General features: G+C 71.7%; 27 protein-coding genes. 11 read left to right on the top strand and 16 right to left on the bottom strand.

Annotation, left to right across the window (positions count from 1 at the left end; translation table 11 throughout):
* Positions 1 to 2 precede the first annotated feature (2 nt).
* The 6 genes from hisF to hisB all read right to left on the bottom strand — a co-directional run bounded on the left by hisF (position 3) and on the right by hisB (position 3891).
* Positions 3 to 782 (bottom strand): imidazole glycerol phosphate synthase subunit HisF, encoded by a 780-nt coding sequence (hisF, locus tag OL599_RS08500; RefSeq protein WP_264713383.1) that lies wholly within the window; start codon positions 780 to 782, stop codon positions 3 to 5.
* A 142-nt stretch (positions 783 to 924) separates the two neighbouring features.
* A complete protein-coding gene (gene hisA / locus OL599_RS08495; protein ID WP_264713264.1) occupies positions 925 to 1653 on the bottom strand; it encodes a 1-(5-phosphoribosyl)-5-[(5-phosphoribosylamino)methylideneamino]imidazole-4-carboxamide isomerase in 729 nt (242 codons plus the stop codon).
* Between the two features lie 69 nt (positions 1654 to 1722).
* The gene (locus OL599_RS08490; protein ID WP_264713263.1) at positions 1723 to 2283 is read right to left on the bottom strand and encodes a GNAT family N-acetyltransferase; all 561 of its coding nucleotides are present in this window, start codon (positions 2281 to 2283) and stop codon (positions 1723 to 1725) included.
* A gap of 2 nt (positions 2284 to 2285) precedes the next feature.
* Entirely contained in the window at positions 2286 to 2924 is a 639-nt protein-coding gene (hisH, locus tag OL599_RS08485; RefSeq protein WP_264713262.1) for an imidazole glycerol phosphate synthase subunit HisH, read from the bottom strand.
* A complete protein-coding gene (locus OL599_RS08480) occupies positions 2921 to 3304 on the bottom strand; it encodes a DUF2628 domain-containing protein (RefSeq protein ID WP_264713261.1) in 384 nt (127 codons plus the stop codon). The genes hisH and OL599_RS08480 overlap by 4 nt, the downstream gene beginning before the upstream one ends.
* Complete coding sequence (gene hisB, locus OL599_RS08475; protein ID WP_264713260.1) at positions 3301 to 3891, bottom strand: imidazoleglycerol-phosphate dehydratase HisB; 591 nt, start codon at positions 3889 to 3891, stop codon at positions 3301 to 3303. Before hisB ends, OL599_RS08480 begins: the two co-directional genes overlap by 4 nt.
* Before the next feature lie 146 nt (positions 3892 to 4037).
* Between hisB and hslV the strand changes: the two genes are divergently transcribed.
* The 4 genes from hslV to OL599_RS08455 all read left to right on the top strand — a co-directional run bounded on the left by hslV (position 4038) and on the right by OL599_RS08455 (position 7713).
* Positions 4038 to 4604 (top strand): ATP-dependent protease subunit HslV, encoded by a 567-nt coding sequence (gene hslV / locus OL599_RS08470; protein ID WP_264713259.1) that lies wholly within the window; start codon positions 4038 to 4040, stop codon positions 4602 to 4604.
* A gap of 9 nt (positions 4605 to 4613) precedes the next feature.
* A complete protein-coding gene (gene hslU / locus OL599_RS08465) occupies positions 4614 to 5936 on the top strand; it encodes an ATP-dependent protease ATPase subunit HslU (RefSeq protein ID WP_264713258.1) in 1323 nt (440 codons plus the stop codon).
* A 121-nt stretch (positions 5937 to 6057) separates the two neighbouring features.
* Positions 6058 to 6522, top strand: coding sequence for a SufE family protein (locus tag OL599_RS08460; protein ID WP_408886920.1), 465 nt, complete (start codon positions 6058 to 6060; stop codon positions 6520 to 6522).
* 45 nt (positions 6523 to 6567) lie between these two features.
* Positions 6568 to 7713, top strand: a complete 1146-nt coding sequence (locus OL599_RS08455; protein ID WP_264713256.1) for an MFS transporter — start codon at positions 6568 to 6570, stop codon at positions 7711 to 7713.
* 12 nt (positions 7714 to 7725) lie between these two features.
* On the opposite strand, the gene OL599_RS08450 is transcribed toward OL599_RS08455, so the two are convergent.
* A complete protein-coding gene (locus tag OL599_RS08450; RefSeq protein WP_264713255.1) occupies positions 7726 to 8223 on the bottom strand; it encodes a DUF2244 domain-containing protein in 498 nt (165 codons plus the stop codon).
* A gap of 62 nt (positions 8224 to 8285) precedes the next feature.
* On the opposite strand from OL599_RS08450, the gene nth reads away from it, so the two are divergent.
* Together nth and pncA are read left to right on the top strand one after the other, a co-directional pair.
* Positions 8286 to 8999 (top strand): endonuclease III, encoded by a 714-nt coding sequence (nth, locus tag OL599_RS08445; RefSeq protein ID WP_264713254.1) that lies wholly within the window; start codon positions 8286 to 8288, stop codon positions 8997 to 8999.
* Complete coding sequence (pncA, locus tag OL599_RS08440) at positions 8996 to 9646, top strand: bifunctional nicotinamidase/pyrazinamidase (RefSeq protein WP_264713253.1); 651 nt, start codon at positions 8996 to 8998, stop codon at positions 9644 to 9646. Before nth ends, pncA begins: the two co-directional genes overlap by 4 nt.
* An 11-nt stretch (positions 9647 to 9657) precedes the next feature.
* Here the strand turns inward: pncA and trpS are convergent, their stop codons facing one another.
* From trpS to tsaD, 6 genes are all read right to left on the bottom strand, one after another.
* Positions 9658 to 10656, bottom strand: coding sequence for a tryptophan--tRNA ligase (gene trpS / locus OL599_RS08435; protein ID WP_264713382.1), 999 nt, complete (start codon positions 10654 to 10656; stop codon positions 9658 to 9660).
* Positions 10657 to 10949: 293 nt separating this feature from the next.
* Entirely contained in the window at positions 10950 to 12491 is a 1542-nt protein-coding gene (gene murJ, locus OL599_RS08430) for a murein biosynthesis integral membrane protein MurJ (protein ID WP_264713251.1), read from the bottom strand.
* 132 nt (positions 12492 to 12623) lie between these two features.
* Entirely contained in the window at positions 12624 to 13067 is a 444-nt protein-coding gene (locus OL599_RS08425) for a hypothetical protein (RefSeq protein ID WP_264713250.1), read from the bottom strand.
* A gap of 182 nt (positions 13068 to 13249) precedes the next feature.
* Positions 13250 to 14230: an NAD(P)H-dependent glycerol-3-phosphate dehydrogenase gene (locus OL599_RS08420; protein WP_264713249.1), complete on the bottom strand. Its 981-nt coding sequence runs from the start codon at positions 14228 to 14230 to the stop codon at positions 13250 to 13252.
* A 4-nt stretch (positions 14231 to 14234) separates the two neighbouring features.
* Positions 14235 to 15053: a 23S rRNA (adenine(2030)-N(6))-methyltransferase RlmJ gene (locus tag OL599_RS08415; protein WP_264713248.1), complete on the bottom strand. Its 819-nt coding sequence runs from the start codon at positions 15051 to 15053 to the stop codon at positions 14235 to 14237.
* A complete protein-coding gene (tsaD, locus tag OL599_RS08410; RefSeq protein ID WP_264713247.1) occupies positions 15050 to 16120 on the bottom strand; it encodes a tRNA (adenosine(37)-N6)-threonylcarbamoyltransferase complex transferase subunit TsaD in 1071 nt (356 codons plus the stop codon). Before tsaD ends, OL599_RS08415 begins: the two co-directional genes overlap by 4 nt.
* A 43-nt stretch (positions 16121 to 16163) precedes the next feature.
* On the opposite strand from tsaD, the gene hemC reads away from it, so the two are divergent.
* From hemC to OL599_RS08385, 5 genes are all read left to right on the top strand, one after another.
* Positions 16164 to 17171: a hydroxymethylbilane synthase gene (gene hemC, locus OL599_RS08405; protein WP_264713246.1), complete on the top strand. Its 1008-nt coding sequence runs from the start codon at positions 16164 to 16166 to the stop codon at positions 17169 to 17171.
* A 55-nt stretch (positions 17172 to 17226) separates the two neighbouring features.
* Positions 17227 to 17877: a uroporphyrinogen-III synthase gene (locus OL599_RS08400; RefSeq protein ID WP_264713245.1), complete on the top strand. Its 651-nt coding sequence runs from the start codon at positions 17227 to 17229 to the stop codon at positions 17875 to 17877.
* Entirely contained in the window at positions 17874 to 18869 is a 996-nt protein-coding gene (locus OL599_RS08395) for a hypothetical protein (protein ID WP_264713244.1), read from the top strand. The genes OL599_RS08400 and OL599_RS08395 overlap by 4 nt, the downstream gene beginning before the upstream one ends.
* Complete coding sequence (locus tag OL599_RS08390; RefSeq protein WP_264713243.1) at positions 18869 to 20140, top strand: heme biosynthesis HemY N-terminal domain-containing protein; 1272 nt, start codon at positions 18869 to 18871, stop codon at positions 20138 to 20140. The genes OL599_RS08395 and OL599_RS08390 overlap by 1 nt, the downstream gene beginning before the upstream one ends.
* Before the next feature lie 171 nt (positions 20141 to 20311).
* Complete coding sequence (locus OL599_RS08385) at positions 20312 to 20995, top strand: glycine zipper family protein (RefSeq protein ID WP_264713242.1); 684 nt, start codon at positions 20312 to 20314, stop codon at positions 20993 to 20995.
* Positions 20996 to 21034: 39 nt separating this feature from the next.
* On the opposite strand, the gene OL599_RS08380 is transcribed toward OL599_RS08385, so the two are convergent.
* Genes OL599_RS08380 through OL599_RS08370 form a run of 3 tightly spaced genes read right to left on the bottom strand, consistent with a single transcriptional unit; the run spans position 21035 to position 23259 of the window.
* Positions 21035 to 21604, bottom strand: a complete 570-nt coding sequence (locus OL599_RS08380) for a M23 family metallopeptidase (protein WP_264713241.1) — start codon at positions 21602 to 21604, stop codon at positions 21035 to 21037.
* A gap of 32 nt (positions 21605 to 21636) precedes the next feature.
* The gene (locus OL599_RS08375) at positions 21637 to 22131 is read right to left on the bottom strand and encodes a murein hydrolase activator EnvC family protein (RefSeq protein ID WP_264713240.1); all 495 of its coding nucleotides are present in this window, start codon (positions 22129 to 22131) and stop codon (positions 21637 to 21639) included.
* Positions 22132 to 22143: 12 nt separating this feature from the next.
* Positions 22144 to 23259 carry a mandelate racemase/muconate lactonizing enzyme family protein gene (locus OL599_RS08370; protein ID WP_264713239.1) on the bottom strand — a complete coding sequence of 372 codons (1116 nt, stop codon included), beginning with the start codon at positions 23257 to 23259 and terminating at the stop codon, positions 22144 to 22146.
* Between the last annotated feature and the right edge of the window lie 67 nt (positions 23260 to 23326).

Raw genomic sequence — 23326 nt, 5'->3', positions numbered from 1 at the left:
CTTCAGGCCGCCCGCAGGTCCGGGCGCGGCAGGCGCACCGGCAGGCCCGCGTCATGTAACGCTGCCTTCACCTGGGAAATGGTGAAAGTTCCAAAATGAAACACGCTGGCCGCCAGCAGGCCCGTGGCCCCGGCGCGCGCGCCCTCAACGAAATGCGCAAGCGTGCCCACGCCGCCCGAGGCGATCACCGGCACCCGCACCGCGCCGCACACCGTGCGCAGCAGGTCGAGGTCGAAGCCCGCGCCGGTGCCGTCACGGTCCATGCTGGTCAGCAGGATCTCGCCCGCGCCCAGCTCCGCCACACGCCGGCACCACGCCACCGCGTCGATCCCCGTGCCGTGCCGCCCGCCATGGGTGAACACCTCCCACCGGCCGGGCGCCACCCGCTTGGCGTCGACCGCCACCACCACGCACTGGCTGCCGAACTTCTCCGCCGCCTCGCGCACCAGCTCCGGCCGCGCCACCGCGGCCGAGTTCATGCTGCACTTGTCCGCCCCCGCCAGCAGCAGCCGGCGCATGTCGTCCACCGCGCGGATGCCGCCGCCCACGGTCAGCGGCAGGAACACCCGCGCCGCGGTGCGCGCGACCACATCGAGGATGGTGTCGCGGTTCTCGTGGCTCGCGGTGATGTCCAGGAAGGTCAGCTCGTCGGCACCGGCGGCGTCATAGACCGCGGCCTGCTCCACGGGGTCGCCGGCGTCGCACAGGGACACGAAGTTCACGCCCTTCACGACGCGGCCGTCCTTCACGTCCAGACAGGGGATCACGCGCAGCTTCAGCACCTCGGCGTTCCTCTCGGCGTCCACGCGGACGCGCGTGTCAAGGGTGCGTGTTTGCGACCCCTCGCCGCGCCGATGCAAGTGTAGAACACGCAAGGGTGCCACCGCCGGCCGCCACGCCCCGACAAGTCGCGGCGTGATCCGGTCAACCGGCAAACAGGGCAAGGGCCTCCGCCGGCGTCACACGGCCGTCATACAACGCCCGGCCCACGATCACGCCCTCGATCGCGCCGCGCGCGGCCGCCGCCGCCCGCTTCAGCGCCGCCAGGTCGGCCAGGCTGCCGACCCCGCCCGACGCGATCACCGGCGTGGAGATCTGGAACGCCAGATCGACCGTCTGTTCCAGGTTCAGCCCGCTCAGCATGCCGTCGCGGCCGATATCGGTGTAGATGATCGTGGCCACCCCGGCATCCTCGAAACGCAGCGCCAGCTCGATCGCCCGCAGCTCGGACGTCTCCGCCCAGCCCTCCACGGCCACATAGCCGTCACGCGCATCGATCCCCACGACGATCCGTCCGGGATGCGCCCGGCAGGCCTGCCGCACCAGGGCCGGATTCTTGGCCGCGGCACTGCCCAGGATCACCCGGGTCACCCCCGCCTCCAGCCAGCGCTCGATCCCCGCCATGTCGCGCAGGCCGCCGCCCAGCTGCACGGGGACCGTCACGTTCGCCAGAATGGCCGCCACCGCCTCCGCATTCACGGAATGCCCGGCAAAGGCGCCGTTGAGGTCGACAACATGCAGCCACCGGAACCCCGCATCCTGCCAGATCCGCGCCTGCGCCCCGGGATCGTCGGAATAGACCGTGGCATCCGCCATGTCGCCGCGCCGCAGCCGGACGCAGGCCCCGTCCTTCAGGTCAATGGCAGGGTACAACGTCAGTCCCGGCATCGGGCGATCACTCCGCGAGAGGGGCTACAGGGGGGAAGACCGGGCCTTCCGCCCTCACGCGATGCGCCCGCCAGGCTGCAGGGGCTTGTAGTAGAACACGCCACGGATGGTTCTGCCGCCGACGCGGGCATAGGTCGGGTGCACGCCCCAGCGGATGTATCCCATCGACTCGTACAGCGCGATCGCCGCTTCCTGGGTTTCCCGCACGTCGAGGTTCAGCACGTGATACCCCAGCGCCCGTGCCCCTTCCTCCACCCGCCGCGTCAGCAGCCGGGCGAGGCCGTGGCCGCGGGCATAGGGGGCGATGAACGAGTGCATCAGCTGGGCGGCGAAGGCCTGCGCCTCGTTGTTGCGCGGCGGCCGCACCAGCTGCGCCGACCCGACGATGCGGCCACCGACCCGGGCCACGAACAGCTCGCGCTCGGGCACCAGCAGCACGCCCTTGAAATAGCGCTCCAGCGCATGGCGGCCGGGCGGCGTCACCCAGCCGAAGCCGCCGCCATCGATGATCGCGGCATCGGCGGCCTCGCAGAGGTCGTGCAGCTCCTCGTCGGTGAACGCGGCGATGCGCTCAACGCCATGGGTCGGCTCGGCGGTGGTGTCGGATGCGGACATGATCAGGGGGTCCAGCGCAGGAAGTTGGCGAGAATGCGCAAGCCGACCTCCTGGCTCTTTTCGACGTGAAACTGAGTCCCGGCGCGGTTCCCCGCGGCAACCATGGCGACGACGGAGCCGCCATAATCCGTGGTGGCGACAATCTGCCCGGGCTCGCCGCGGGCCAGCGCGTAGCTGTGCACGAAATAGGCATGATCGCCCGGGACCAGCCCTTCAAGCAATTTGTGCGCGCCCGGATCGAACACAAGGTCGTTCCAGCCCATCTGCGGCAGGCGCAGCGCGGCGGGCGGGGTCATGGCGGCGATTTCGCCGGCGATCCAGCCGAAGCCCGGCGTCACCGCGTGCTCCAGCCCGCGCTCGGCCATCAGCTGCATGCCCACGCAAATGCCCAGGAACGGCGCACCGGCATCAGTCGCGGTCACGATCGCCTGGCGCAAGCCCGGAATCGCCGCCAGGCCGCGCGCGCAGTCGGCGAACGCGCCCTGGCCCGGCAGCACGATGCGGTCGGCGCGAGCGACGGCGTCGGGGTCGGCGGTGATCGACACGTCGGCCGCGATCCCCGCCCGCTCCGCGGCTACCGCCAGCGCGCGCGCGGCGGAGGCGAGGTTGCCGCTGCCGTAATCGATGACGGCCACCTTCATGGCCGTCCCCCGGGAAGCCCCGCGGGAACCAGGCTGGCGGTCAGGTCGGGCCGGCGCGCCAGCAGGCGGGCCAGCGCGGTGTCCTCGTCGCGGGCGGCCACCACATGCGCCAGCAGGAAGCCGCGCCGCTCCAGCGACCAGCGCACCAGATCGCGGCCGCACAGGCCCAGCAGCCAGGCCAGCGCCAACGACAGCACCAGCCGCGACGGGCCGGGCGTGAAGGCGAGGGCAATTTCGGCGCACAACACCAACACGCCGGGAATCCAGGCGCGATGCGCCAGCAGCCAGAACGGCCCGAACACCAGCGCGCCCCAGCTGAAGCCCTCGCGCACCAGCACGGGCGCCGACCTCGCGCGGGTATACGCGGTCCAGATCCTCACAGCGATCCCTTGGTCGAGGGGACGGCGTCGCCCGCGCGCGGATCGGCCTCGACGGCCATGCGCAGGGCGCGGGCCAATGCCTTGAAGCAGGCTTCCGCCACATGATGCGTGTTGCGGCCGGCCTTCTGCGTCACATGCAGCGTGATCAGCGCGTTGGTGGCGAAGGCCCGGAAGAACTCCTCGAACAGCTCGGTGTCCATCTCGCCCAGCCGGGGCTGGGCGAAGGCAACGGACCAGGCGAGGAAGGGGCGGCCGGAAATGTCGATCGCGACTTCCGCCAGCGCCTCGTCCATTGGCACGACGGCATGGCCGAAGCGGCGGATGCCGCGCTTCTCGCCCAGCGCCTGCGCCAGCGCCCGCCCCAGCACGATGCCCACGTCCTCGGTGGTGTGATGCAGGTCGATATGCAGGTCGCCCGTGGCGCGCACCGTCAGGTCGAACAGCGCGTGGCGGGCCAGCGCGGTCAGCATATGGTCGAGGAAGCCGATGCCGGTGTCGATTTCGGCCTGGCCCGATCCGTCGAGGGCGAGCGTCAGGCTGATATCGGTTTCCGACGTGGTGCGGGCGATTGTGGCGATGCGGGTCATGACGGGGGCAGCACTACTCGAAAACCGCCGCTCGCCGCAAACGCTGCCGGAGCGGGCCGATCCGGGCGCAGCGGCAGCGACCCAGCGCTGCGCCGGCTGCATGCGTCTTGCCCCGGCGGCCCCGGTGGACCATCTAGCGCCAGATCATGCAAAACACATCTTCCCCTTACGATCCGGTGGGCTGGCACGGCACCACCATCCTGTGCGTCCGCCGCGGCCCCGCAGTGACCATGGCCGGCGACGGCCAGGTCAGCCTCGGCCAGACCGTGGTGAAGGGCAATGCCCGCAAGGTGCGCCGCATCGGCGCCGGCGGCGCCGTGCTGGCCGGCTTCGCCGGCGCCACCGCCGACGCTTTCACTCTTCTGGAGCGCCTGGAGGCGAAGCTCGAACGCTTCCCCAACCAGCTGGAACGCGCCTGCGTGGAGCTCGCCAAGGACTGGCGCACCGACCGCTATCTGCGCCGGCTGGAGGCGATGATGGCGGTCGCCGACAAGGACCGCAGCTTCACCCTCACCGGCAACGGCGACGTGCTGGAGCCCGAGGACGGCGTCATCGCCATCGGCTCCGGCGGCAACTACGCGCTCGCCGCCGCCCGCGCGCTGATCGAGGTGCCGGACCTCACCTGCGAGGAGGTCGCCCGCCGCGCCATGAAGATCGCGGCCGATATCTGCGTCTACACGAACCACAACGTGATCGTTGAGACGATTTCGTAAGGAATCATGATGGAAGTCCCGACCTACTCGCCGCGCGAGATCGTCAGCGAGCTCGACCGTTTCATCGTCGGCCAGAACGACGCCAAGCGCGCCGTCGCCATCGCGCTGCGCAACCGCTGGCGCCGCCAGCAGCTGTCCGAGGCGCTGCGCGAGGAGGTAGTGCCGAAGAACATCCTGATGATCGGCCCCACCGGCTGCGGCAAGACCGAGATCGCCCGCCGTCTGGCCAAGCTCGCCCAGGCGCCGTTCCTGAAGGTGGAAGCCACGAAGTTCACCGAGGTCGGCTATGTCGGCCGCGACGTGGAAAGCATCGTGCGCGACCTGGTGGAAGTCAGCATCACCATGCTGCGCGACTCCGCCCGCAAGGACGTGCAGGCCAAGGCCGAGCTGGCCGCCGAGGAACGCCTGATCACCGCCCTGTGCGGCGAGCAGGCCGCCGCCGACACCCGCAGCAAGTTCCGCCGCATGCTGCGCAGCGGCGAGCTTGAGGACAAGGAGATCGAGCTCGCCTTGGCCGAGATGCCCGGCAACCCGATCGGCCAGATGGACATCCCCGGCATGCCGCCGGGCCAGATGATCAACCTGGGCGACGTGATGAAGGGCATGTTCGGCGGCCGCCCGACGACGATGCGCAAGATGACCGTGGAAGCCGCCCGCCGCGCGCTGGAGCGCGAGGAGGCCGACAAGCTGCTGGACAACGACCGCCTGACCAAGGACGCGCTGGAGCACGCCGAGAACAACGGCATCGTCTTCCTCGACGAGATCGACAAGGTCTGCGCCCGCACCACCGAGGGCGGGTTCCGCGGCGGCGACGTCTCGCGCGAGGGCGTGCAGCGCGACCTGCTGCCGATCATCGAAGGGACGACGGTCGCCACCAAGCACGGCCCGGTGAAGACCGACCACATCCTGTTCATCGCCTCCGGCGCATTCCACCTGGCCAAGCCCGCCGACCTGCTGCCGGAGCTGCAGGGCCGCCTGCCGATCCGCGTGGAGCTGTCGCCGCTGTCGCGCGACGACATGCGCCGCATCCTGACCGAGCCGGAGCATTCCCTGATCAAGCAGTACCAGGCGCTGATCGGCACCGAGGGCGTGGCGCTCGACTTCACCGACGACGCGGTGGACGGGCTGGCCGACCTGGCCACCGACATCAACGACCGCGTCGAGAACATCGGTGCCCGGCGCCTGCACACGGTGCTGGAGCGGTTGCTGGAGGAGATCAGCTTCACCGCCTCCGACCGCGGCGGCCAGAAAGTGACGGTCGACGCCGCCTATGTCCGCGACCGCGTGGCGCCGCTGGCTTCGAAGGGCGACCTGAGCCGGTTCATCCTGTAGCCGCGGCTGCGAGGCCGGCTGCTGTCGGCAGTTCCGTGGGCGCCTCCGCCCACGGAACTGCTGGCCCCACCCCGGGATTGACACGCCGCATGGGCTTGACGGTCGCCGGTCGCACACGCACATGCGAGCAATGACCACACCGGATCCCTTCGTCCAGCCCGAGGACCCCACCGCCGCGGATGCCATCATTGCCATCGGCGACGAGCTTGCCGTGTTCGACGACTGGATGGACCGCTACCAGTACATCATCGAGCTCGGCCGCAAGCTGCCGCCCTTCCCCGACGCCTGGGCCGACGACGCGCATCGCGTGCCGGGCTGCCAGAGCCGGGTCTGGATGGAAGCCACGCCGCGCGGCGGCAAGCTGTATTTCGCCGGCGTGTCGGACGCCGCCATCGTCTCCGGCCTGGTCGCGTTGCTGCTGCGCGTCTATTCCGGCCGCTCTCCTGAGGAGATCGCCGAAACCGATCCGGTGTTCCTGAAGGATCTCGGGCTGCTGGAGGCGCTGTCCACCAGCCGCGGCAACGGCATCGCCGCCATGGCCCGCCGCGTGCGCAACGTCGCCGCCCAGGAAGCCGCCCGCGTCTGATTCGCCGGCTGGCTGCGGCGCGGCTGCGGCCGATATGTTGGCGCAATGTCCCCGAGCGTCCGCCTGGCGGCCTTCCTTGCGCCCATCTTCGTTGCCGGCGGCGTCAACACGGCGTTCCTGCCACTGTTCCTGTCCGATCGCGGACTGTCCGCCGCCGAGATCGGCGAGGTGCTCGGCCTGGCCACGCTGTGCCGCCTCGCCGCGGTGCCGGGCTGGGGATGGATCGCCGACCGGGCCGGCCGGCACGCAACCGTGCTGTTCTGGTCCGCCGCCCTCGCCGCCATCGCCTGCGCCAGCTACCTGCCGGCCCACGGCATCGTCGTCCTGCTGCTGGTTTCGGCGGCGCAGGCGGTCACCGCGTCGGCGCTGACGCCGCTTTCGGACACGCTGGCCCTGGCGCTGGCCGGCGAAGGCCGGCTCGACTATGGCCGGGTGCGCGCTTCCGGCTCGGCGGCCTTCATGGCGGCGACGGCCGCGGCCGGCCCGATCGTCGCCGCTTTCGGCGCCCGCGTGGTGCCGGTGCTGTTGGCCGGCAGCTACGCCGTTGCCGCCGCCCTCGCCGCATTGCTGCCGCAGGCCGCCGCCCCGCCACACGGACCGCGCGGCGCCATGCGCGGCGTGCGTCTGCTCACCTACCGTCCGTTCCTGCTCACGCTCGGCGCCAGCGCACTGATCCAAGGGGCTCATGGCGCCTATTACGGCCTGGCCACCGTGCATTGGCGCGCGCACGGCATCAGCGACACCGCGATCGGGCTGCTGTGGTCAGAAGGCGTCGTGGCCGAAATCCTGCTGTTCGTCTTCGGCCGCCGCGTCGCCGCGCGCCTCGGCCCCGCCGGGCTGACGGCCGTCGCCGCCGCCGCCAGCCTGCTCCGCTGGAGCCTGACCGCACTGACCACCGACCTTGCCTCCCTGGCGGCGATCCAGTTCCTCCACGGCGCCACCTACGGCATGCAGCACCTCTCGGCCATGCTCATGCTCAGCCGCACCATCCCACCGGAGCGCGCCGCCGGCGCCCAGACCCTGCACGCGTCACTCGGCACCGCCGTCCCGACCGGGCTGATGATGTGGGCAGCCGGGGCAGCGTACGACGGCAGCGGCCAGGTGTTCCTGCTCATGGCCGGTCTGGGCGGACTCGGGCTGCTGCTGGCGCCAGGGCTCGCCACGGCCGCACGGCGTCAGGCGCGGAGCTGAGGCCGTGCGACGTCAGTCGCGAAGTTGCGGATTATCGAAGCGCGGATTGCGCCAGCGATGCAGCGCCTCCTGCAGCGCCGCGGCCAGGTCGCGCTTCTCGTCCTCGTTCAGGCTGCGCCCGATCTCCTCGCGCACGTCGCGCGCCACCAACAGCAGCACCGGCACCCGCCCGGGCCGGTCATCCAGCTGCACATTCAGCCAGGACGCCGGCAGCCGGCGCTCGCGCCGCACGCCCCTGGCGTCGGTGCGGACGATGCGCAGTCCCTGCTCGGACAGCATGACCAGTTCGCTCGCGCGTGCCGCGCGCACATTCAGGTGGAACAGCAGGATGGCGAGCGGCACTTCCATCCCGGCAAAGCCGCTCACCGGCCAGGCGCCGAGCCAGAAGAACGCGGCCGCGGTGGCGCAGCACATCGCGCCGATCGCGCCGAGCACCACCCGCCGCCCCCGGCGCGACAGGCTGCGATGCGGCACGATCACCGCCTCGAACAACGTTGCGTCCTGTTCCACAGACCTCACATAGGGTGCCACGCCAGCTTGCCAGCCCCCTCGGCCGCAGCGACACTTCCGACATGCTCAAGTCCGCCGCTCCCGCCAAGCCGCGCCAGCCACGCCGCACCCGACCGATGACGCTGGCCCAGGTTCGTTCCTTCCTGGAGGCGCTGGCCCGCGCCAATCCGGCGCCGAAAAGCGAGCTCGACTACGTCGACCCCTACACGCTGCTGGTCGCCGTGGCGCTGTCCGCCCAGGCCACCGATGCCTCGGTCAACAAGGCCACCGCCACCCTGTTCAAGGAAGCGCCCACCCCTGCCGCCATGGTCGCCCTGGGCGTGGACGGCGTCGCCCGCCACATCCGTACCATCGGCTTGTGGCAAGGCAAGGCGAAGAACGTGGTGGAACTGTCGCGCCGGTTGATCGCCGAACACGGCGGCACCGTCCCGCGCGACCGCGAGAAGCTGGAAGCCCTTCCCGGCGTCGGCCGCAAGACCGCCAATGTGGTGCTGAACGTGGCCTTCGGTGAATCGACCATGGCCGTCGATACTCACATCTTCCGTCTCGGCAACCGCACCGGCATCGCCCCCGGCGCCACCGTGCGCGCGGTCGAGGACGCGCTGGTCAAGCGCATCCCGGCCGACATGCTGCGCGACGCCCATCACCTGCTGATCCTGCACGGCCGCTATGTGTGCAAAGCGCGCGTGCCGGAATGCTGGCGCTGCGTCGCCGCGACGTGGTGCAACTACCCCGCCAAGTCCCCGCCCCCCGCCAGCAAACCGCCGAAGCAATGACCCCGATCATGATCGGCGACACCGACATCCTCGGCGTGGTCGACGTCCAGCCCACCTTCATGCCCGGTGGCGAGCTGCCGGTGGCCGGCGGCGATGCGGTCGTGCCCGTGATCAATCGCCTGCTCGCCGGCCCGTTCCGCCATGCCTTCGCCACCCAGGACTGGCACCCGCCCGGCCACATCTCGTTCGCCAGCGCCCATGGCCGCGCCCCGTTCACGGAGATCACCCTCCCTTACGGCCCGCAGACCCTGTGGCCCGACCACGCCCTGCAAGGCAGCCCGAACGCCGCGCTGCATCCCGGCCTGGACCAGGCCCGCATCGAAACGATCGTGCGCAAGGGCTTCCACCCCGCCATTGACAGCTATTCCACGTTCTTCGAGAACGACCACGCCACCACGACCGGCCTCGACGGCTGGCTGCGCAACCGCGGCTTCCGCCGCCTGTTCCTCGCCGGCCTCGCCACCGATTTCTGCGTCGCCTGGTCCGCCGAGGACGCGGCCCGCCTCGGCTACGAAACCTATGTGATCGAAGACGCCTGCCGCGGCATCGGCCTGCCCACGCCGGACGGGCGCACCACAATGGATGCCGCACGCGAACGCCTGCGCGCGGCCGGCGTTCGCGTCATATCAACCGCCGATCTTGGCTGAGGGCGCCGCGGTCAGAGCTTCAGGAACCCGACCATCCGTTCCGCCTCGGTCACGATCGGATCGGCGATCGCCTCCGCCCGGCGGGCGCCGTCGCGCAGGATGCCGTCGAGCGTGGCGGGATCGTCGAGCAGGCGCGTGGTTTCGGCCGCGATCGGAGTGAGTTTCTCGATCACCAGGGCGGTCAGGGCTTCCTTGAACGCGCCGAAGCCCTGGCCACCGAATTCGCGCAGCACCGCGGCATGGTCGGTGTCGGTCAGGGCCGCGTAGATGCCTACGAGGTTGCGCGCCTCCGGCCGGCCGTCCAGCCCCTGCACGGCTTCGGGCAGCGGCTGGGGATCGGTCTTGGCGCGGCGGATCTTCAGCGCGATCGTGTCGGCGTCGTCGGTCAGGTTGATCCGGCTCTGTTCCGACGGGTCCGATTTCGACATCTTCTTGTTGCCGTCGCGCAGGCTCATCACGCGCGCGGCCGGGCCCAGGATCAGCGGCTGGATCGCCGGGAAGTAGTCCACGCCGTAGTCGTGGTTGAATTTCTGGGCGATGTCGTTGGCCAGCTCCAGATGCTGCTTCTGGTCGTCGCCCACCGGCACGGCGGTGGCGTGATAGGCCAGGATGTCGGCGGCCATCAGGTTCGGATAGACGAACAGGCCGGTGGACACGTTCTCCCGGTCCTTGCCGGCCTTGTCCTTGAACTGCGTCATCCGGTTCAGCCAGCCCATTCGGGCCACGCAGGTGAAGATCCAGGCCAGCCGCAGATGCGCCTGCACCGTGGACTGCGCGAACAGGATATGCGCCTTCGGGTCGATGCCGCAGGCCAGCAGGGTGGCCGCCATCTCGCGCGTCTGCTGGGCCAGCAGCTTCGGGTCCTGCCACACCGTGATGGCGTGCAGATCGACCACGCAATAGATGCATTCATGGCTCTTCTGCAGCGCCACCCAGTTCCGCACCGCGCCCAGATAGTTGCCGAGCTGCGGAATGCCGGAGGGCTGGATGCCCGAAAAGATGCGCTGCATGTCACGTCGTTCCATGGGTGGGGGTCAGGGTTTGTCCGGGTTAACGCGCCTTGGGTCAACCCGGGCACGGGTTATGGGCGGCCCGCGCTGAATGAAGAAAGCGCAGGGGACACGGAGAACACAGAGGGCCACGGAGGACACGGAGGTTCTTCGGTGGTCGCCGTGGATCGCGTGACGGGCGGGCTGGTGACAGGCGCTTCGCGCCAAATCTCTTCTTCTCCGTGTCCTCGGTGGCCCTCTGTGTTCTCTGTGTCCACTTCCCTTCTTTCGCGGCCACTTCCCCTTCCTTGAGCTCAACGCCGCCGCGCCACCCGACCGGCCATGGCGCGCAGGTCGAACGCGCCCACCAGTTGCCCGGCCACGCCGTAGGCCGCCAGCCCCCCGGCCACCAATGCCGCGAGCCCGGCCCAGCGCAGCCCCGACAGCCCCGCCAGCGGCGCGAACACGGCATGATCGAGCCCCCACAGCGCCGCCACCATGACCAGTCCGGCCAGCAGGGTCCGCGGCACCACCCGCAGCAACTGCACGTCCACCGCCATGTGCCCACGGCGCATCAGGATCACCGCCAGGGCCACCACGTTGAACCAGGCGGCGACCGAGGAGGCGAGCGGCGGGCCCAGATGCTGCAGCGGGATCATGAAGGCCACGTTCAGCGCCAGGTTCAGCCCCACCGCGACCAGGCCGACCTTCACCGGCATGGCGGTGTCGCCGCGGGCGAAGAAGGCCGGCACCAGCACCTTCACCAGCACGAAGGCCGGCAGCCCCACGGCATAGGCGGCCAGCGCCTGGGCCGACAGATGCACGCTCGCGGCATCGAACGCGCCGCGCCCGAACAGCACGCCGATGATGGCGCCGGGAACGGCGAACAGTGCCAGGGCGGCCGGCAGCGTGAGCGTGATCGCATATTCCAGCGCCCGGTTCAGCGTGGCGATCGCCGCCGCCGCCTCGCCCGCCAGCGCCTGGCGCGACAGCGTCGGCAGCAGGGCAGTGCCCACGGCCACGCCGATCGTGCCCAGCGGCAACTGGTTGATGCGGTCGGCGTAGTACAGCACCGAGACGGTCCCCGCCGGCAGCAGGCTGCCGATGATCACGTCGACCGACAGGTTGAGCTGCGTCACCCCGGCCCCCAGCAACCCGGGCGCCATGCGCTTGAGCAACAGCCGCATCTGCGGCGTCATGCGCGGCCGCGGCACATGCAGCCGCATGCCGGCGCGCCGCACCGCCCAGAACAGCAGCGCGATCTGGAACACGCCGGACGCGGACACGCCCCAGGCCAGCGCATGGCCGGCCGTCGGCACCAATCCCGCCAGCCCGAGCATGAAGGTGATCGAGGTGGCGTTGTAGACCACCGGCGCGGCGGCGGCGGCGGCGAAGCGGTCCAACCCGTTCAGCACGCCGGACAGCAGCGCGGTCAGGCAGATCAGCGGCATGTACGGGAAGGTGATCCGGCTCAATTCCACCGCGAGGGCGAATTTCTCCGGAATGTCCAGGAAGCCCGGCGCCAGCACGGTCATCACCGCCGGCATGAACAGTTCGGCGGCGACGGTGATGCCCACCAGCCAGAACGCCATCACGGCGATGGCCTCCTCGGCAAAGCGCTGGGCCGCGCCCTGCCCCTCGGCGGCCAGCAGGCCGGAAAAGGCGGGCACGAAGGCGGCATTGAACGCACCCTCGCCGAACAGCCGGCGGAACAGGTTGGGCAGGCGGTTGGCCACGAAGAACGCGTCGGCCACCGGCCCCGCGCCGAGCATGGCTGCGATCAGGATGTCGCGCAGGAAGCCGAGGACGCGGCTGGCCATGGTCCAGCCGCCGACGGTGAGGATGCCGCGGAGCATACGGCCCTGTTATCGCACAAGCCGCCGCGCCGCCATGCGCCGCCCGCGCATGCCCTGCCCACAAACGCCAAGAGCCGGCCCGGAGGTCCGGACCGGCTCTTGGCCGTCAGATGCGATAACGGCCGGAGAGGCTTACGCGAACTGCTTGTTCGTGCCGTAGGTCGGCGTCTCGGCGCCAGCAAGCTGCACGCCGAGCGTCGGGGTTTCCGCGCCGGCAAACTGCTTGTTGGTGCCATAAGTCGGCGTCTCGGCGCCGGCAAACTGCTTGTTCGTGCCGTAGGTCGGGGTTTCGGCGCCAGCGAACTGCTTGTTCGTGCCGTAGGTCGGCGTCTCGGCGCCGGCGAACTGCTTGTTGGTGCCGTAGGTCGGGGTCTCGGCGCCGGCGAACTGCTTGTTGGTGCCGTAGGTCGGGGTCTCGGCGCCGGCAAGCTGCACGCTCAGGGTCGGCGTCTCGGCGCCCGCCATCCGGGCTCCGTGGGTCGGAGACTCGGCGCCGGCAATCCGCACGGTGGAAGAGATGCTGGGGGTAGCCGCGAGCGCGATCGCCGCAACCGCGGCAAACAGGGTGGTCCTCATGATCAGTCTCCTGAATGTTCGGGCGCATGATCTGCGCCGCGTCCGGTTCTTTGTGGGCGGCCCGCTCGGTTATTTCCGGGCTGCCTTCGAGACGGAACATGCGCTTCCGACGCCTGTCACGGAACTGACCTCGTTGCCATAAGACTTATGCACCCATGTATGGAATGCCGGCAGATTACGGCTTATTCATCTCTCAAGGGGCGGGACTGAAGGGCAATGATGGCTTCGCGCACCGTCATCGCCCCCGTCACCACACCAGCCACGGCCGCGCAGACCGGCACCTGCACCCCGGCGGCCTCCGCCCGCGCCACCAGGGCCGGCGCGGTCGCCACCCCCTCGGTCACCGCGCTGCGCGCCGCCAGAATCGCCTGCAGGCTGCCGCCGCGTCCCAGTTCCACGCCCAGGCTGTAGTTGCGGCTGCTGCTGCCCGTGCAGGTCAGCAGCAGGTCGCCCAATCCCGACAGGCCCGCCACCGTATCCGCCCGGCCGCCCAGCGCCACCGCCAGCCGCGCCAATTCCGCCAGGCCGCGCGTCACCAGGGCGGCGCGCGCGTTCTCGCCCAGGCCGGCGCCGATCACCGCGCCGGCGGCGATGGCGATCACGTTCTTCGCCGCCCCACCCACCTGCGCGCCGATCGGGTCGTCGTTGCCGTACAGCCGGAAATCCGGCGTGGCCAGGGTGGCCATCACAATGGCGCGCAGCCCGGCATCCGCCGCAGCGACCACCGCGGCGGCAGGCAGCCCTGCGGCGATTTCGTGGGCGAAACTAGGCCCGGTCAGCACCGCGGCGAGCCGCCCGGGCAGCACCTGGGCCAGCACTTCCAGCGGCAGCAGATGCGTGCCCGCCTCCACACCCTTGGCGCAAACCACCAGCGGCCCGCCCGGTGGCAGCTGGGCCGCGATGCCGCGCAGATGCTGCGCCGGCACCGCAAGCAGCACCAGCTCGCCAGCTGGCAACGCCGCCGTCACCCGGATCGACTCCGGCAGCCGCACGCCGGGCAGCCGCGGGTTCTCCCGCGTGGCCGCGATGGCCGCCGCCCGCGCGGGGTCGCGCGCCCACAGCGTCACCATCCGCCCGGCCCGGGCCGCCTGGAGCGCGAGCGCCGTGCCCCAGGCTCCGGCACCCACCACCGCGACCTCGTTCACCGGTCCCGGGTCACGCATCAGCTCACTCATCGGCGATCCGCTCCAACGCAAAGCCCGCGCCCGGCTCGCCCGACCCCAGCCGCGCCGACAGCGCCGCCAGGATCGGCTCGGCCTCGGCCTCGAAGCGATAGGGCGGATTGATCACCGCCAGCCCGCAGCCATTCAGCCGCGCGGCATCCAGCGGTTCGCGCAGCCACAATTCGGCGGCAACGATGTCGCGCAGGCCGGACTGGCGCAGATCCAGGTGGAACTGCCGCACCGGGGCGCGGTGCTTGATCGGATACCAGGCCGCGAACACGCCGGTGGCGAATCGGCCATGCCCGGCGCGCAACCCCGCCACCAGCCGGGCGAACTCGTCCGCCGCTTCGTAAGGCGGGTCCACCAGCACCAGCCCGCGGCGCTCGCGCGGCGGCAGCAATGCGCCCATCGCCTCCCAGGCGTCGCGGCGATGCACCGACACCTGCGGATCGCCGGCAAACAGGCGCCGCAGCGCCGCGTGGTCGTCGGGATGCAGCTCGCAGCAACCCAGCCGGTCCTGCGGCCGCAGCAACGCCCGGATCAGCACCGGCGAGCCCGGATACAGGCCACATTCCCGCACCAGCCCGACATAGGCGGCCAACGCTTCCGGCGGGTCGTCCAGCAGCCTGCCGATGCCATCGCGCCACTCGCCGGTCCGCTCCGCCGGCCCGGCGGACAGGTCATAGCGGCCGCTGCCGGCATGCGTGTCCAGCGCGAAGAACCCCGCCGGCTTGCGCGCCATCGCCCGCAGCAGCCAGACCAGCAGCGCATGCTTCATGCAGTCGGCGAAATTGCCGGCATGGAAGGCGTGGCGGTAGTTCATGCCCGCTGCATGTCCGGCGCATCCAGCGGCCAGCGTGGCCGCGGCGCGTGATCGAGCCGGTCCGACAGGCCCAGCCGCAGCCGCTCGATCCCCGTCCACGCCACCATCACCGCATTGTCCGTGCACAGCCGCAGCGGCGGGGCCACGAAGCTGAAGCCGCGCGCCGCCGCCGCCGCCTGCAGCGCCGCGCGCAGGGTCGCGTTCGCCGCCACCCCGCCCGCCACCACCAGCCGGCCCGGGCCGGGCGCGGCCGCGAACGCCGCCATGGCGTTGCCGGCGCGGTCGGCCAGCACGTCGGCCACCGCGCGCTGGAAGCTCGCGGCGATGTCGGCCGCGTCCTGCGTCCGCAGCGGCCCCGCCGGATAGCCGGCCACCATCTGCGCCACCGCCGTCTTCAGCCCGGAGAAGCTGAAGTCGCAACCGGGGCGGCCGAGCAGCGGGCGCGGGAAGGCGAAGCGCCCGGCATCGCCGCCCGCCGCCAGCCGCTCCAGGGCCGGCCCGCCCGGCCAGCCGAGGCCCAGCAGCTTCGCCACCTTGTCGAACGCCTCGCCCACCGCATCGTCGATCGTTCCGCCCAGGCGGCGATACCGCCCGACGCCGTCCACGGCCACGCACTGGCAATGCCCGCCGGAGACCAGCAGCAGCAGATAGGGAAATGGCGCGCCGCCTTCCACCAAGCCAGGCAGGCGCGCGGTCAGCGCATGCGCCTCCAGATGGTTCACCGCCACGAAGCGCAGCCGCTGCGCCAGCGCCACGCCCTTGGCAAAGCCCGAGCCCACGATCAGCCCGCCGATCAGCCCGGGGCCACTGCTGGCGGCCACGCCCGCGAGGTCGGCGAAGCCGAGGCCGGCGTGGCGCATCACCCCCTCCACCAGCCTGGGCAGATGGGCCAGATGCGCGCGCGCGGCGATCTCCGGCACCACGCCGCCGAACGCGGCATGGTCGGACTGGTTCAGCACCGCCTCGGCCAGGATCGCGCCGTCGGCCGCCAGCACCGCCGCCGCCGTCTCGTCGCAGGAGCTCTCGATCCCCAGCACCGGCCCGCAGGAAGATTGGCCGTCTTGCATCACCCATCTTTCATTTATCGCCGGCAGGTTTTAGGACACGAACATGTCCGCCGCCCACCCCGCCCCGCCCAGCGCAACGCACAGCCCTGTACAGCGGCACGCGCGCGCCCTGCCCCTGCGCGTCGGCACCCGCGGCTCGCCGCTGGCATTGTGGCAGACCCGCTTCTTCCTGCAGCGCCTCACCACCTTCTGCCCGGTGCTGCGCGCGATGGACGTGTTCGAGGAACACGCCATCAAGACCACCGGCGACTCGGTCCAGGACAAGCGCCTGGCGGAGATCGGCGGCAAGGGCCTGTTCGCCAAGGAGATCCACGAGGCGCTGGCGGACGGCCGCATCGACTTCGCCGTGCACAGCCTGAAGGACCTGGAGACCGAGCTGCCGCCGGGCATCGTGCTGGCCTGCACCCTGACCCGCGAGGACGCCCGCGACGCACTGATCCTCGGCCCCAGCTGCGCTGCGGTCGACCCGGCCGACCCCTATGGCGCGCTGCCGTCCGGCGCGCTGATCGGCTCCAGCTCGGTCCGCCGCCAGGCGCAGATCCTGCACGCGCGGCCCGACCTGCGCTTCGGCATCCTGCGCGGCAACGTGAATGCCCGGCTGTCGAAGGTGAAGGCCGGCGCCTACGACGCCACGTTCCTGGCGCTGGCCGGCCTGCGCCGGCTGGGGCTGGAGCACGAGGCCACCGTGGTGCTGGACCCGGAGGCCATGGTGCCCGCGGCCGGCCAGGGCATCGTCGGCGTCACCGTGCGCGCCGACGACACCGATCTGCTGCAGCTTCTGGCGGCGATCGAGGATCCCGTGGCCAAGGCCGTCTCCACCGCCGAACGCGCATTGCTGGCCGAACTCGACGGCTCCTGCCGCACCCCGATCGGCGGCCATGCGCGGCTGCTGCCGGACGGCAGCTTGCATCTGACCGGCCTGGTGGCCCGCGCCGACGGCAGCTTCCTGCTGAAGCGCAGCCTCGGTGGGGCGCGTGAGGACGCGGCGCGGATCGGCATCGAGCTCGGCGCCAGCCTGCGCGCCGACAGCCCGCGCGATATCTTTGCCTGATGACACCCCGCACGGGGTCCTGATCACCCGCCATCGGTCCGGCGGCGAGGAAACGATGCAGCGCGTTGCCGCCATGGGGTTGCACCCCGTGGCCGCGCCGGTGCTGGAGATCGCCCCCCTGGCGCCGCGCCTGCCGCCGGCCCGCACGCTGCAAGCGCTGCTGGTGACCAGCGGCAACGCCCTGCCCGCGCTGCCCGCCGCCTATCACGGCCTGACGCTGCTGGCCGTCGGCGACGCCACCGCCCGGCGGGCCACAGAGGCCGGGTTCACCCTGGTGCACAGTGCGGGCCGCGATGCGGTGGCGCTGGCGCTGTTGACCACCCGCCTCTGCGATCCCGCCGGCGCCGCGCTGCTGCTGGCCGCGGGGCGCGGCCAGGGGACCGGCCTCGCCGCCCGGTTGCGCGCAACCGGCTTCACGCTGATCCGCCGCAGCGTCTATGCCGCGTATCCGGCGGCCGCACTGCCGGACGCGGCCTGTGCCGCCCTGATGCAAGGCGGGCTGCGCTCCGCGCTGTTCTTCTCGCCGGCCTGCGCCCACGCCTTCGTGAGCCTGCTGCAGGCCGCACTGCCGGCTAAACTGGTCGAGAGAATCGAGGCATTGGCGATCTCCGAGCCGACCGCAGCGGCCCTCGCCCCCTTGCCGTGGCGGCGCATCCGTGTTGCATCAAACCCGAACCAGGACGAGCTGTTGGCCCTATTGCGATGACCGACCCCACGCACCCCGCCGCGCCCGGCGCCGCCCCGGACCTCCCCGCGGCCAGGACCGCGCTCGAACAGGCCGGAGCGGAAAAGGCTGGGCCGGAAAGGGCCGCGCCGACGCCGGCCGAACCGGCCGGAGCAACGCCCAGCCACAGCCCGCGCAGCGCCCTGGCCGTGTTCTCCGCTTTGGGCTTCCTGCTGGCGTTCCTGGCACTGTTCTTCATCTGGCAACGGCTCGACACGCTCGAACAACCGCCCGGCGCCGATCCCGCCCGCGTGGACGGGCTGGAAGCCCAGCTCCGCACCTTGCAGCAGCGCCTGGTCCAGCTTGAGCAGCGCCCGGCCCCCGTGCCCGCCCCGGCGCCCGATCTACGCCCGCTGGAATCGCGCATCGCCGCCCTGGAGCAGCGCCCGGCCGCCGCTCCAGCGCCGAACCCGTCCGAGCTGACCGCCCCTTTGACCGGGCGCCTGGAAGCCCTGGAACGGCGCCTGGCGCAGGAGGAAACGCAGGCCCGGGAGCTGGACGCGCGCGCCACCCGCCTCGGCCGCCTGCAGGCCGCCGCCGTGGCGCTGGACTCCGGGCAGAAGCTGGGCGAGATCGCCGGCGCACCCGCCGCCCTCGCGCGCTTCGCCAATGTCGCGCCCCCGACCCAGGCGGCCCTGGTCCTGGCCTTCCCCGAGGCCGCCCGTGCCGCCATCGCCGCCAGCCGCCCGGCCGCCGACGGCACGTCCCTCGGCCAGCGCGTCTGGCAGCGCGTCGGCGCCCTGATTACCGTGCGCGAGGGCGAGAAAGTGATCCTGGGCGCCCCCGCCACCGCGGTCCTCGCGACGACGAAGGAGAGGCTGGACGCCGGCGACCTCGCTGGCGCCGTGGCGGCGCTGGACGGGCTCGACCTGGCGGCCGCCGCGGCGATGGCAGACTGGCGGGCGCAGGCGCAGGCGCTGCTGGATGCCCGCGCCGCCCTCGGCGCCCTTCTCGCCGGCCTGGCGCGCGGCTGATGGTCCGTATTCTCTGGGTGCTGGCGGCGAGCGCGGTCGCGGTCGCGCTCGCCTGGTCGGTCGCAGGGCTGCCAGGACATGTCGCCGCCACCGTCGGCGGCTACACGTTCGAGGCCTCCACGCCGGTTGCCGCGATTGCGCTCGCCGTGCTGGTGCTGGTGCTGTACCTGCTGCTCCGCCTGCTCGGCACCCTCGTCACCCTGCCGCGCCGTTGGCGACGCTGGCGCGAGCGGCGCCGGCGCGAGCGCGGTGACGCCGCGGTCACCCGCACCCTGGTCGCACTCGCCGCCGCCGACGCGGGTGAGGCCCGGCGCCAGGCGCAACGGGCCCGCGCCCTGCTGGGCGACACGCCGCAGACCCTGCTGCTCGCGGCCGAAGCGGCCCGGCTGGCCGGCAGCGAAGCCGAAGCCGAGGCCCTCTACCACCAGCTTGCCGCCGGCGAGGATGCCGCGTTCCTCGGCCTGCGCGGCCTGTTCCGGCTGGCGATCGCGCGCGAGGACTGGAGCGCCGCCGCCGACCTGGCCCGACGCGCCGAGGCCGCGCATCCCGGCAATGCCTGGCTGCGCGAGGAACGGACGATGCTGGCGGTCCGCGTCGGTGACTGGACCCAGGCGCTGGCGCTGGCCGGACCCGACGCGCCGCACGCCGCCTATGTCACCGCCGCCGCCGAATCCGCGATCGACCCGGCGCAGGCGCTGAAGCTGGCCCGGCGCGCCTGGAAGGATAATCCGGCCTTCACCCCCGCCGCCCTGGCCTATGCCAAGCGCCTGCGCCAATCCGGCCGCGAAGGCCGTGCCCAGGAAGTGCTGCGCGAGACCTGGAAACTGGCCCCCAATCCGGAGATGGCGGAATCCGCCCTGGCCGCGACCAGCGACAAGATGGCGCGGATGCAGCTGGCCGAAAGACTGGTCCAGGGGGCCCCCGACCACCCGGAGAGCCGCCTGCTGCTGGCCCGCGTGGCGCTGGAAGCCGGGCTCACCGGTGAGGCGCGCCGCCACGGCGAAGCCGCGCGCCGCGCCGGGCTGAACCAGAAGCGGCTATGGCTGCTGATCGCCGACCTGGAAGCCGAAGAGCACGGCGACACCGAGGCCGGGCGGCTCGCCCAGCGCGACGCCCTGCGCCACGCCGCCACCGCCGAGCCCGACCCCGCCTGGCGCTGCGACGCCTGCGGCACCGTGCATGCGCAGTGGCATCCGGCCTGCCCGGCCTGCCACACGCCGGGCCGCATCGTCTGGGGCGAGCCGGTGCGTCTGGCCCTGGCGGCCAGCTGACACCCGACCGCACCGCGCCGCATGGCACGGAGAGCACGATTAAGAAGTGGTAAGTAAGAAGTGGTAAGCCCCTTTTTCGGGTCGCCTCTGCTATAATTTCTTCGCCACGCTGAAACTCCGAATGCTGCGGAGTTGCCGCCCTGGCGGGTCCGTATACGGAGGGACCGAAACATGAGCCGCGGCTTGCTGTTCATTCCGTTGCTGGGGCCCGTGGCACTCGCTGCCTGCGCCGTTCCGCCGCCGGCTGGCCCGAGCGTCATGGCCCTGCCGGCCCAGAACAAGAGCTTCGAGGTCTTCCAGCAGGACGATGCGCTCTGCCGGCAATTCGCCGCGGCGCAGACCGGCAACGTCCAGCCGGCGCAGGCCGGCACCAATGCGGCCGTCGGCAGTGCCGTGCTCGGCACCGCTCTCGGCGCCGCCGCCGGCGCGGCCATTGGATCGGTCGGCGGTGCGGTGGGCGCAGGTGCGGCGATCGGCGGCGCCTCCGGCCTGCTGGCGGGCACCGCCATCGGCGTGAACAACGGCTATGCCTCCGCCGGCGCGCTGCAGCAGCGTTACGATGTCAGCTACACCCAGTGCATGTATTCCAGGGGCAACACCGTGCAGTCACCGCCGGGTGGCTACGGATATCCGTATGGGTATCCCTATGGTCCGTATCCCTATTATCCCGGCGGCTACTACCCGGGCGCCTTTTACGGCCCATCGGTGGTGATCGGCGGGGGCTGGGGTTGGGGCGGCGGCTGGGGCTGGCGCAGCGGCTGGGGGTGGCGCAGCGGCTGGGGCGGCTGGCACGGGGGTGGCGGGCATTGGGCTGCCGGCGGGGGCGGCTGGCACGGCGGCGGCGGGCATCACTGAGCCCGCCTGGAATCCCGCGATCTCATCGGGCCGGCAACGCTATTCGAGCAACCCGCCTGGGCGCGCCTCTATCACCGGCGCCGGCGCGGCGGAGGCCGGCACGGTCGCAGGCGCCCGCGCCTCCTCGATCAGCTCGCGCGCGGGCCCGCCCCTGGTGCACACTGCCAGGGCGATGAAGGGTTTCGGATCGATGGCACGTCCGTCCATCCGCACCTCGAAATGCAGATGCGCCCCATGGGCGTGGCCGCTGGTGCCGATGGCGCCGATCTGCGCGCCCATCGCCACCTGCGCACCCGGCCGGATCCCGGGCGTGAACGCCGACAAATGGGCGTAGCGCGTGACCGTGCCGTCGGCATGGCGCAGGTCGATCATGTTGCCATAGCCGAAATAGCGGCCGGCGAAGACCACGGTCCCGGCCGCGGCCGCGCGCACCGGCGAGCCATAGGGCGCCATGAGATCCAGCCCGCTGTGATAGCGCGACAGGCCGCGCGACACCTGCTTGAGCTGCACCACCGGCATCAGCATGTCGCCGCAGGAAACCTGTGCCGCGGCCGGGCCCCCGATGCCGACGAACGTAGCAAGAACGAAAGCGAGGGGCGTTTTGCGCATCGGCAGCGCATAGCATGCATGACCGATCTGCGCTACCCGCAGCCCTGCACGCCCAGCAGCGGCGCCGGGTCGACCCGCCTTCCGTCCACTTCCGCCTCGAAATACAGATGCGTGCCGTAGGTCACCCCGCTGCGGCCGACGACGCCGATCTTCTCCCCCGCCGTCACCCGCCACCTGCCCTCCGCCAGCGCCGGCGCGACGCTGCCGAGATGGGCGTACAGCGTCATGGTCAGGCCGCGCGGACCGTTGTGCCGGATCGCCACTTCCAGCCCGCCGGCGCCGCGCCGGCGGATGCCCGCCACCTGCCCGTCGGCGACGGCATAGACGGCCCCGCCGGCCGGCGCCCGCAGGTCGATGCCGTTATGGAACGCCGCCGGCGCGTGCGGCCCAACCTGCCGCCGCGGGCCATAGGGCGAGGTCACGCAGGCTGACGCCACCGGCGGACGCATGTCCTGCGCCGCCGCGTGGGCGCCGGCAAAGGCCATGCTCGTCAGCGAAGCGGCGCACAGCATCCGCGTGACGTGCATGGCGTGCCCCTCTCAGGCGCGCAGCACGGTCGGCGCGCTGACCGCGTAGCGCGCGAGGACGGCGGGGTCGGGGTCGCGGCCCAGCCCGGGACCGTCCGGCACGTTCACCCGGCCGTTCGTCGCCAGCACCAGCTCATGGTACGGGCTCGCCTCCAGATCGACGAACAGCCGCTCGAACGGCTGATCGGGCGCCAGTCTCGCGTGCAGGTGCAAGGACGCCAGGAAGCCCGGCCCGAAATAGGCGCAATGCGGAATCAGCCGCACGCCGAACGCCTCGGCCAGGCCGGCGACCTTCAGCATCTCCGTCACCCCGCCGATCTTGGCGACGCTGGGCTGGGCGATATCCAGCGCGCCGGCCTGGAACGCGTTGCGGAAATCCATCAGCCCGCACGCGTTCTCGCCGGCGGCGATGGGGATGCCGCCCTCGCGCCGCACCCGCGCCAGCCCGGCGAAATCCTCGGGCGGCCAGACCGGCTCCTCCAGCCATGTCAGGTCGTATGGCCGCAACTGCCGCGCCATGGCGATGGCCTGGTCCACCGTCCACGGACAGTTCGTGTCCACCATGATCTTCGGCCCCGCACCCGCCGCCTCGCGCGCCGCCGCGACGGGCTCGACCAGGACCTCGTGCAGCTTCAGGTCGCCATAGCCCTGCGACACCGCCCGCGCGACGGCCTGTGCAATCGTGCCCCGGTCGCCGTAGCGCAGCAGGCTGGCATAGGCCGCGAACGACGCGGGCGGCGCCGCCCCCAGCAGCCGCCACAGCGGCAGCCCAGCCGCCTTGCCGGCAATGTCCCACAACGCCGTGTCGAGCGCCGAACGCGCATAGAGATGCGGCCCGTTGCGCCCGAACATATGCAGCATCTGCCCCATGCGATGATGCAGCCCGGCAATGTCGCGCGCATCCTGCCCCAGCAACGCCGGCCCCAACTGCGTGTCGATCACCGCACGCGTGGCCGGGCAGGTGGCATGGCCGAACCCCTCGCCCCAACCCTCCAGGCCCTCATCGGTCACGACGCGCATGAGCAGCGTGTACATCGCGGTCCAGCCAACGCCGGAAAACGCCACGGGCGCGGCGCCGGTGCTGAAGGGCACCCCGATCAGATGCGTTTCGACTGCGATGATCTTCACGTCTCTTCTCCCCGCCGGACTCGAAAATCAAGGCGAGGGCTCTGCCCTCGACCCGCCAAAGGCCGAG

The organism is Limobrevibacterium gyesilva, assembly GCF_025989185.1.
In the GTDB taxonomy this organism is placed as follows: Bacteria; Pseudomonadota; Alphaproteobacteria; order Acetobacterales; family Acetobacteraceae; genus Limobrevibacterium; species Limobrevibacterium gyesilva.
Note: the sequence above shows the minus strand (reverse complement) of the source record. Positions and strands in the feature narration are given on the sequence as shown.

Excerpts from the sequence above, each read along its gene's own strand:
- hslV (WP_264713259.1), top strand. The coding sequence starts at position 4,038 with ATGCAAAACACATCTTCCCCTTACGATCCGGTGGGCTGGCACGGCACC.
- hslU (WP_264713258.1), top strand. The coding sequence starts at position 4,614 with ATGGAAGTCCCGACCTACTCGCCGCGCGAGATCGTCAGCGAGCTCGAC.
- OL599_RS08375 (WP_264713240.1), bottom strand. The coding sequence starts at position 22,131 with ATGCACGTCACGCGGATGCTGTGCGCCGCTTCGCTGACGAGCATGGCC.
- OL599_RS08455 (WP_264713256.1), top strand. The coding sequence starts at position 6,568 with ATGTCCCCGAGCGTCCGCCTGGCGGCCTTCCTTGCGCCCATCTTCGTT.
- hisH (WP_264713262.1), bottom strand. The coding sequence starts at position 2,924 with ATGAAGGTGGCCGTCATCGATTACGGCAGCGGCAACCTCGCCTCCGCC.
- nth (WP_264713254.1), top strand. The coding sequence starts at position 8,286 with ATGCTCAAGTCCGCCGCTCCCGCCAAGCCGCGCCAGCCACGCCGCACC.
- OL599_RS08380 (WP_264713241.1), bottom strand. The coding sequence starts at position 21,604 with ATGCGCAAAACGCCCCTCGCTTTCGTTCTTGCTACGTTCGTCGGCATC.
- trpS (WP_264713382.1), bottom strand. The coding sequence starts at position 10,656 with ATGCAGCGCATCTTTTCGGGCATCCAGCCCTCCGGCATTCCGCAGCTC.
- OL599_RS08420 (WP_264713249.1), bottom strand. The coding sequence starts at position 14,230 with ATGCGTGACCCGGGACCGGTGAACGAGGTCGCGGTGGTGGGTGCCGGA.
- OL599_RS08385 (WP_264713242.1), top strand. The coding sequence starts at position 20,312 with ATGAGCCGCGGCTTGCTGTTCATTCCGTTGCTGGGGCCCGTGGCACTC.
- hisB (WP_264713260.1), bottom strand. The coding sequence starts at position 3,891 with ATGACCCGCATCGCCACAATCGCCCGCACCACGTCGGAAACCGATATC.
- OL599_RS08460 (WP_408886920.1), top strand. The coding sequence starts at position 6,058 with ATGCGAGCAATGACCACACCGGATCCCTTCGTCCAGCCCGAGGACCCC.
- OL599_RS08400 (WP_264713245.1), top strand. The coding sequence starts at position 17,227 with ATGCAGCGCGTTGCCGCCATGGGGTTGCACCCCGTGGCCGCGCCGGTG.
- hemC (WP_264713246.1), top strand. The coding sequence starts at position 16,164 with ATGTCCGCCGCCCACCCCGCCCCGCCCAGCGCAACGCACAGCCCTGTA.
- OL599_RS08425 (WP_264713250.1), bottom strand. The coding sequence starts at position 13,067 with ATGAGGACCACCCTGTTTGCCGCGGTTGCGGCGATCGCGCTCGCGGCT.
- OL599_RS08415 (WP_264713248.1), bottom strand. The coding sequence starts at position 15,053 with ATGAACTACCGCCACGCCTTCCATGCCGGCAATTTCGCCGACTGCATG.
- murJ (WP_264713251.1), bottom strand. The coding sequence starts at position 12,491 with ATGCTCCGCGGCATCCTCACCGTCGGCGGCTGGACCATGGCCAGCCGC.
- pncA (WP_264713253.1), top strand. The coding sequence starts at position 8,996 with ATGACCCCGATCATGATCGGCGACACCGACATCCTCGGCGTGGTCGAC.
- tsaD (WP_264713247.1), bottom strand. The coding sequence starts at position 16,120 with ATGCAAGACGGCCAATCTTCCTGCGGGCCGGTGCTGGGGATCGAGAGC.
- OL599_RS08390 (WP_264713243.1), top strand. The coding sequence starts at position 18,869 with ATGGTCCGTATTCTCTGGGTGCTGGCGGCGAGCGCGGTCGCGGTCGCG.
- OL599_RS08490 (WP_264713263.1), bottom strand. The coding sequence starts at position 2,283 with ATGTCCGCATCCGACACCACCGCCGAGCCGACCCATGGCGTTGAGCGC.
- OL599_RS08395 (WP_264713244.1), top strand. The coding sequence starts at position 17,874 with ATGACCGACCCCACGCACCCCGCCGCGCCCGGCGCCGCCCCGGACCTC.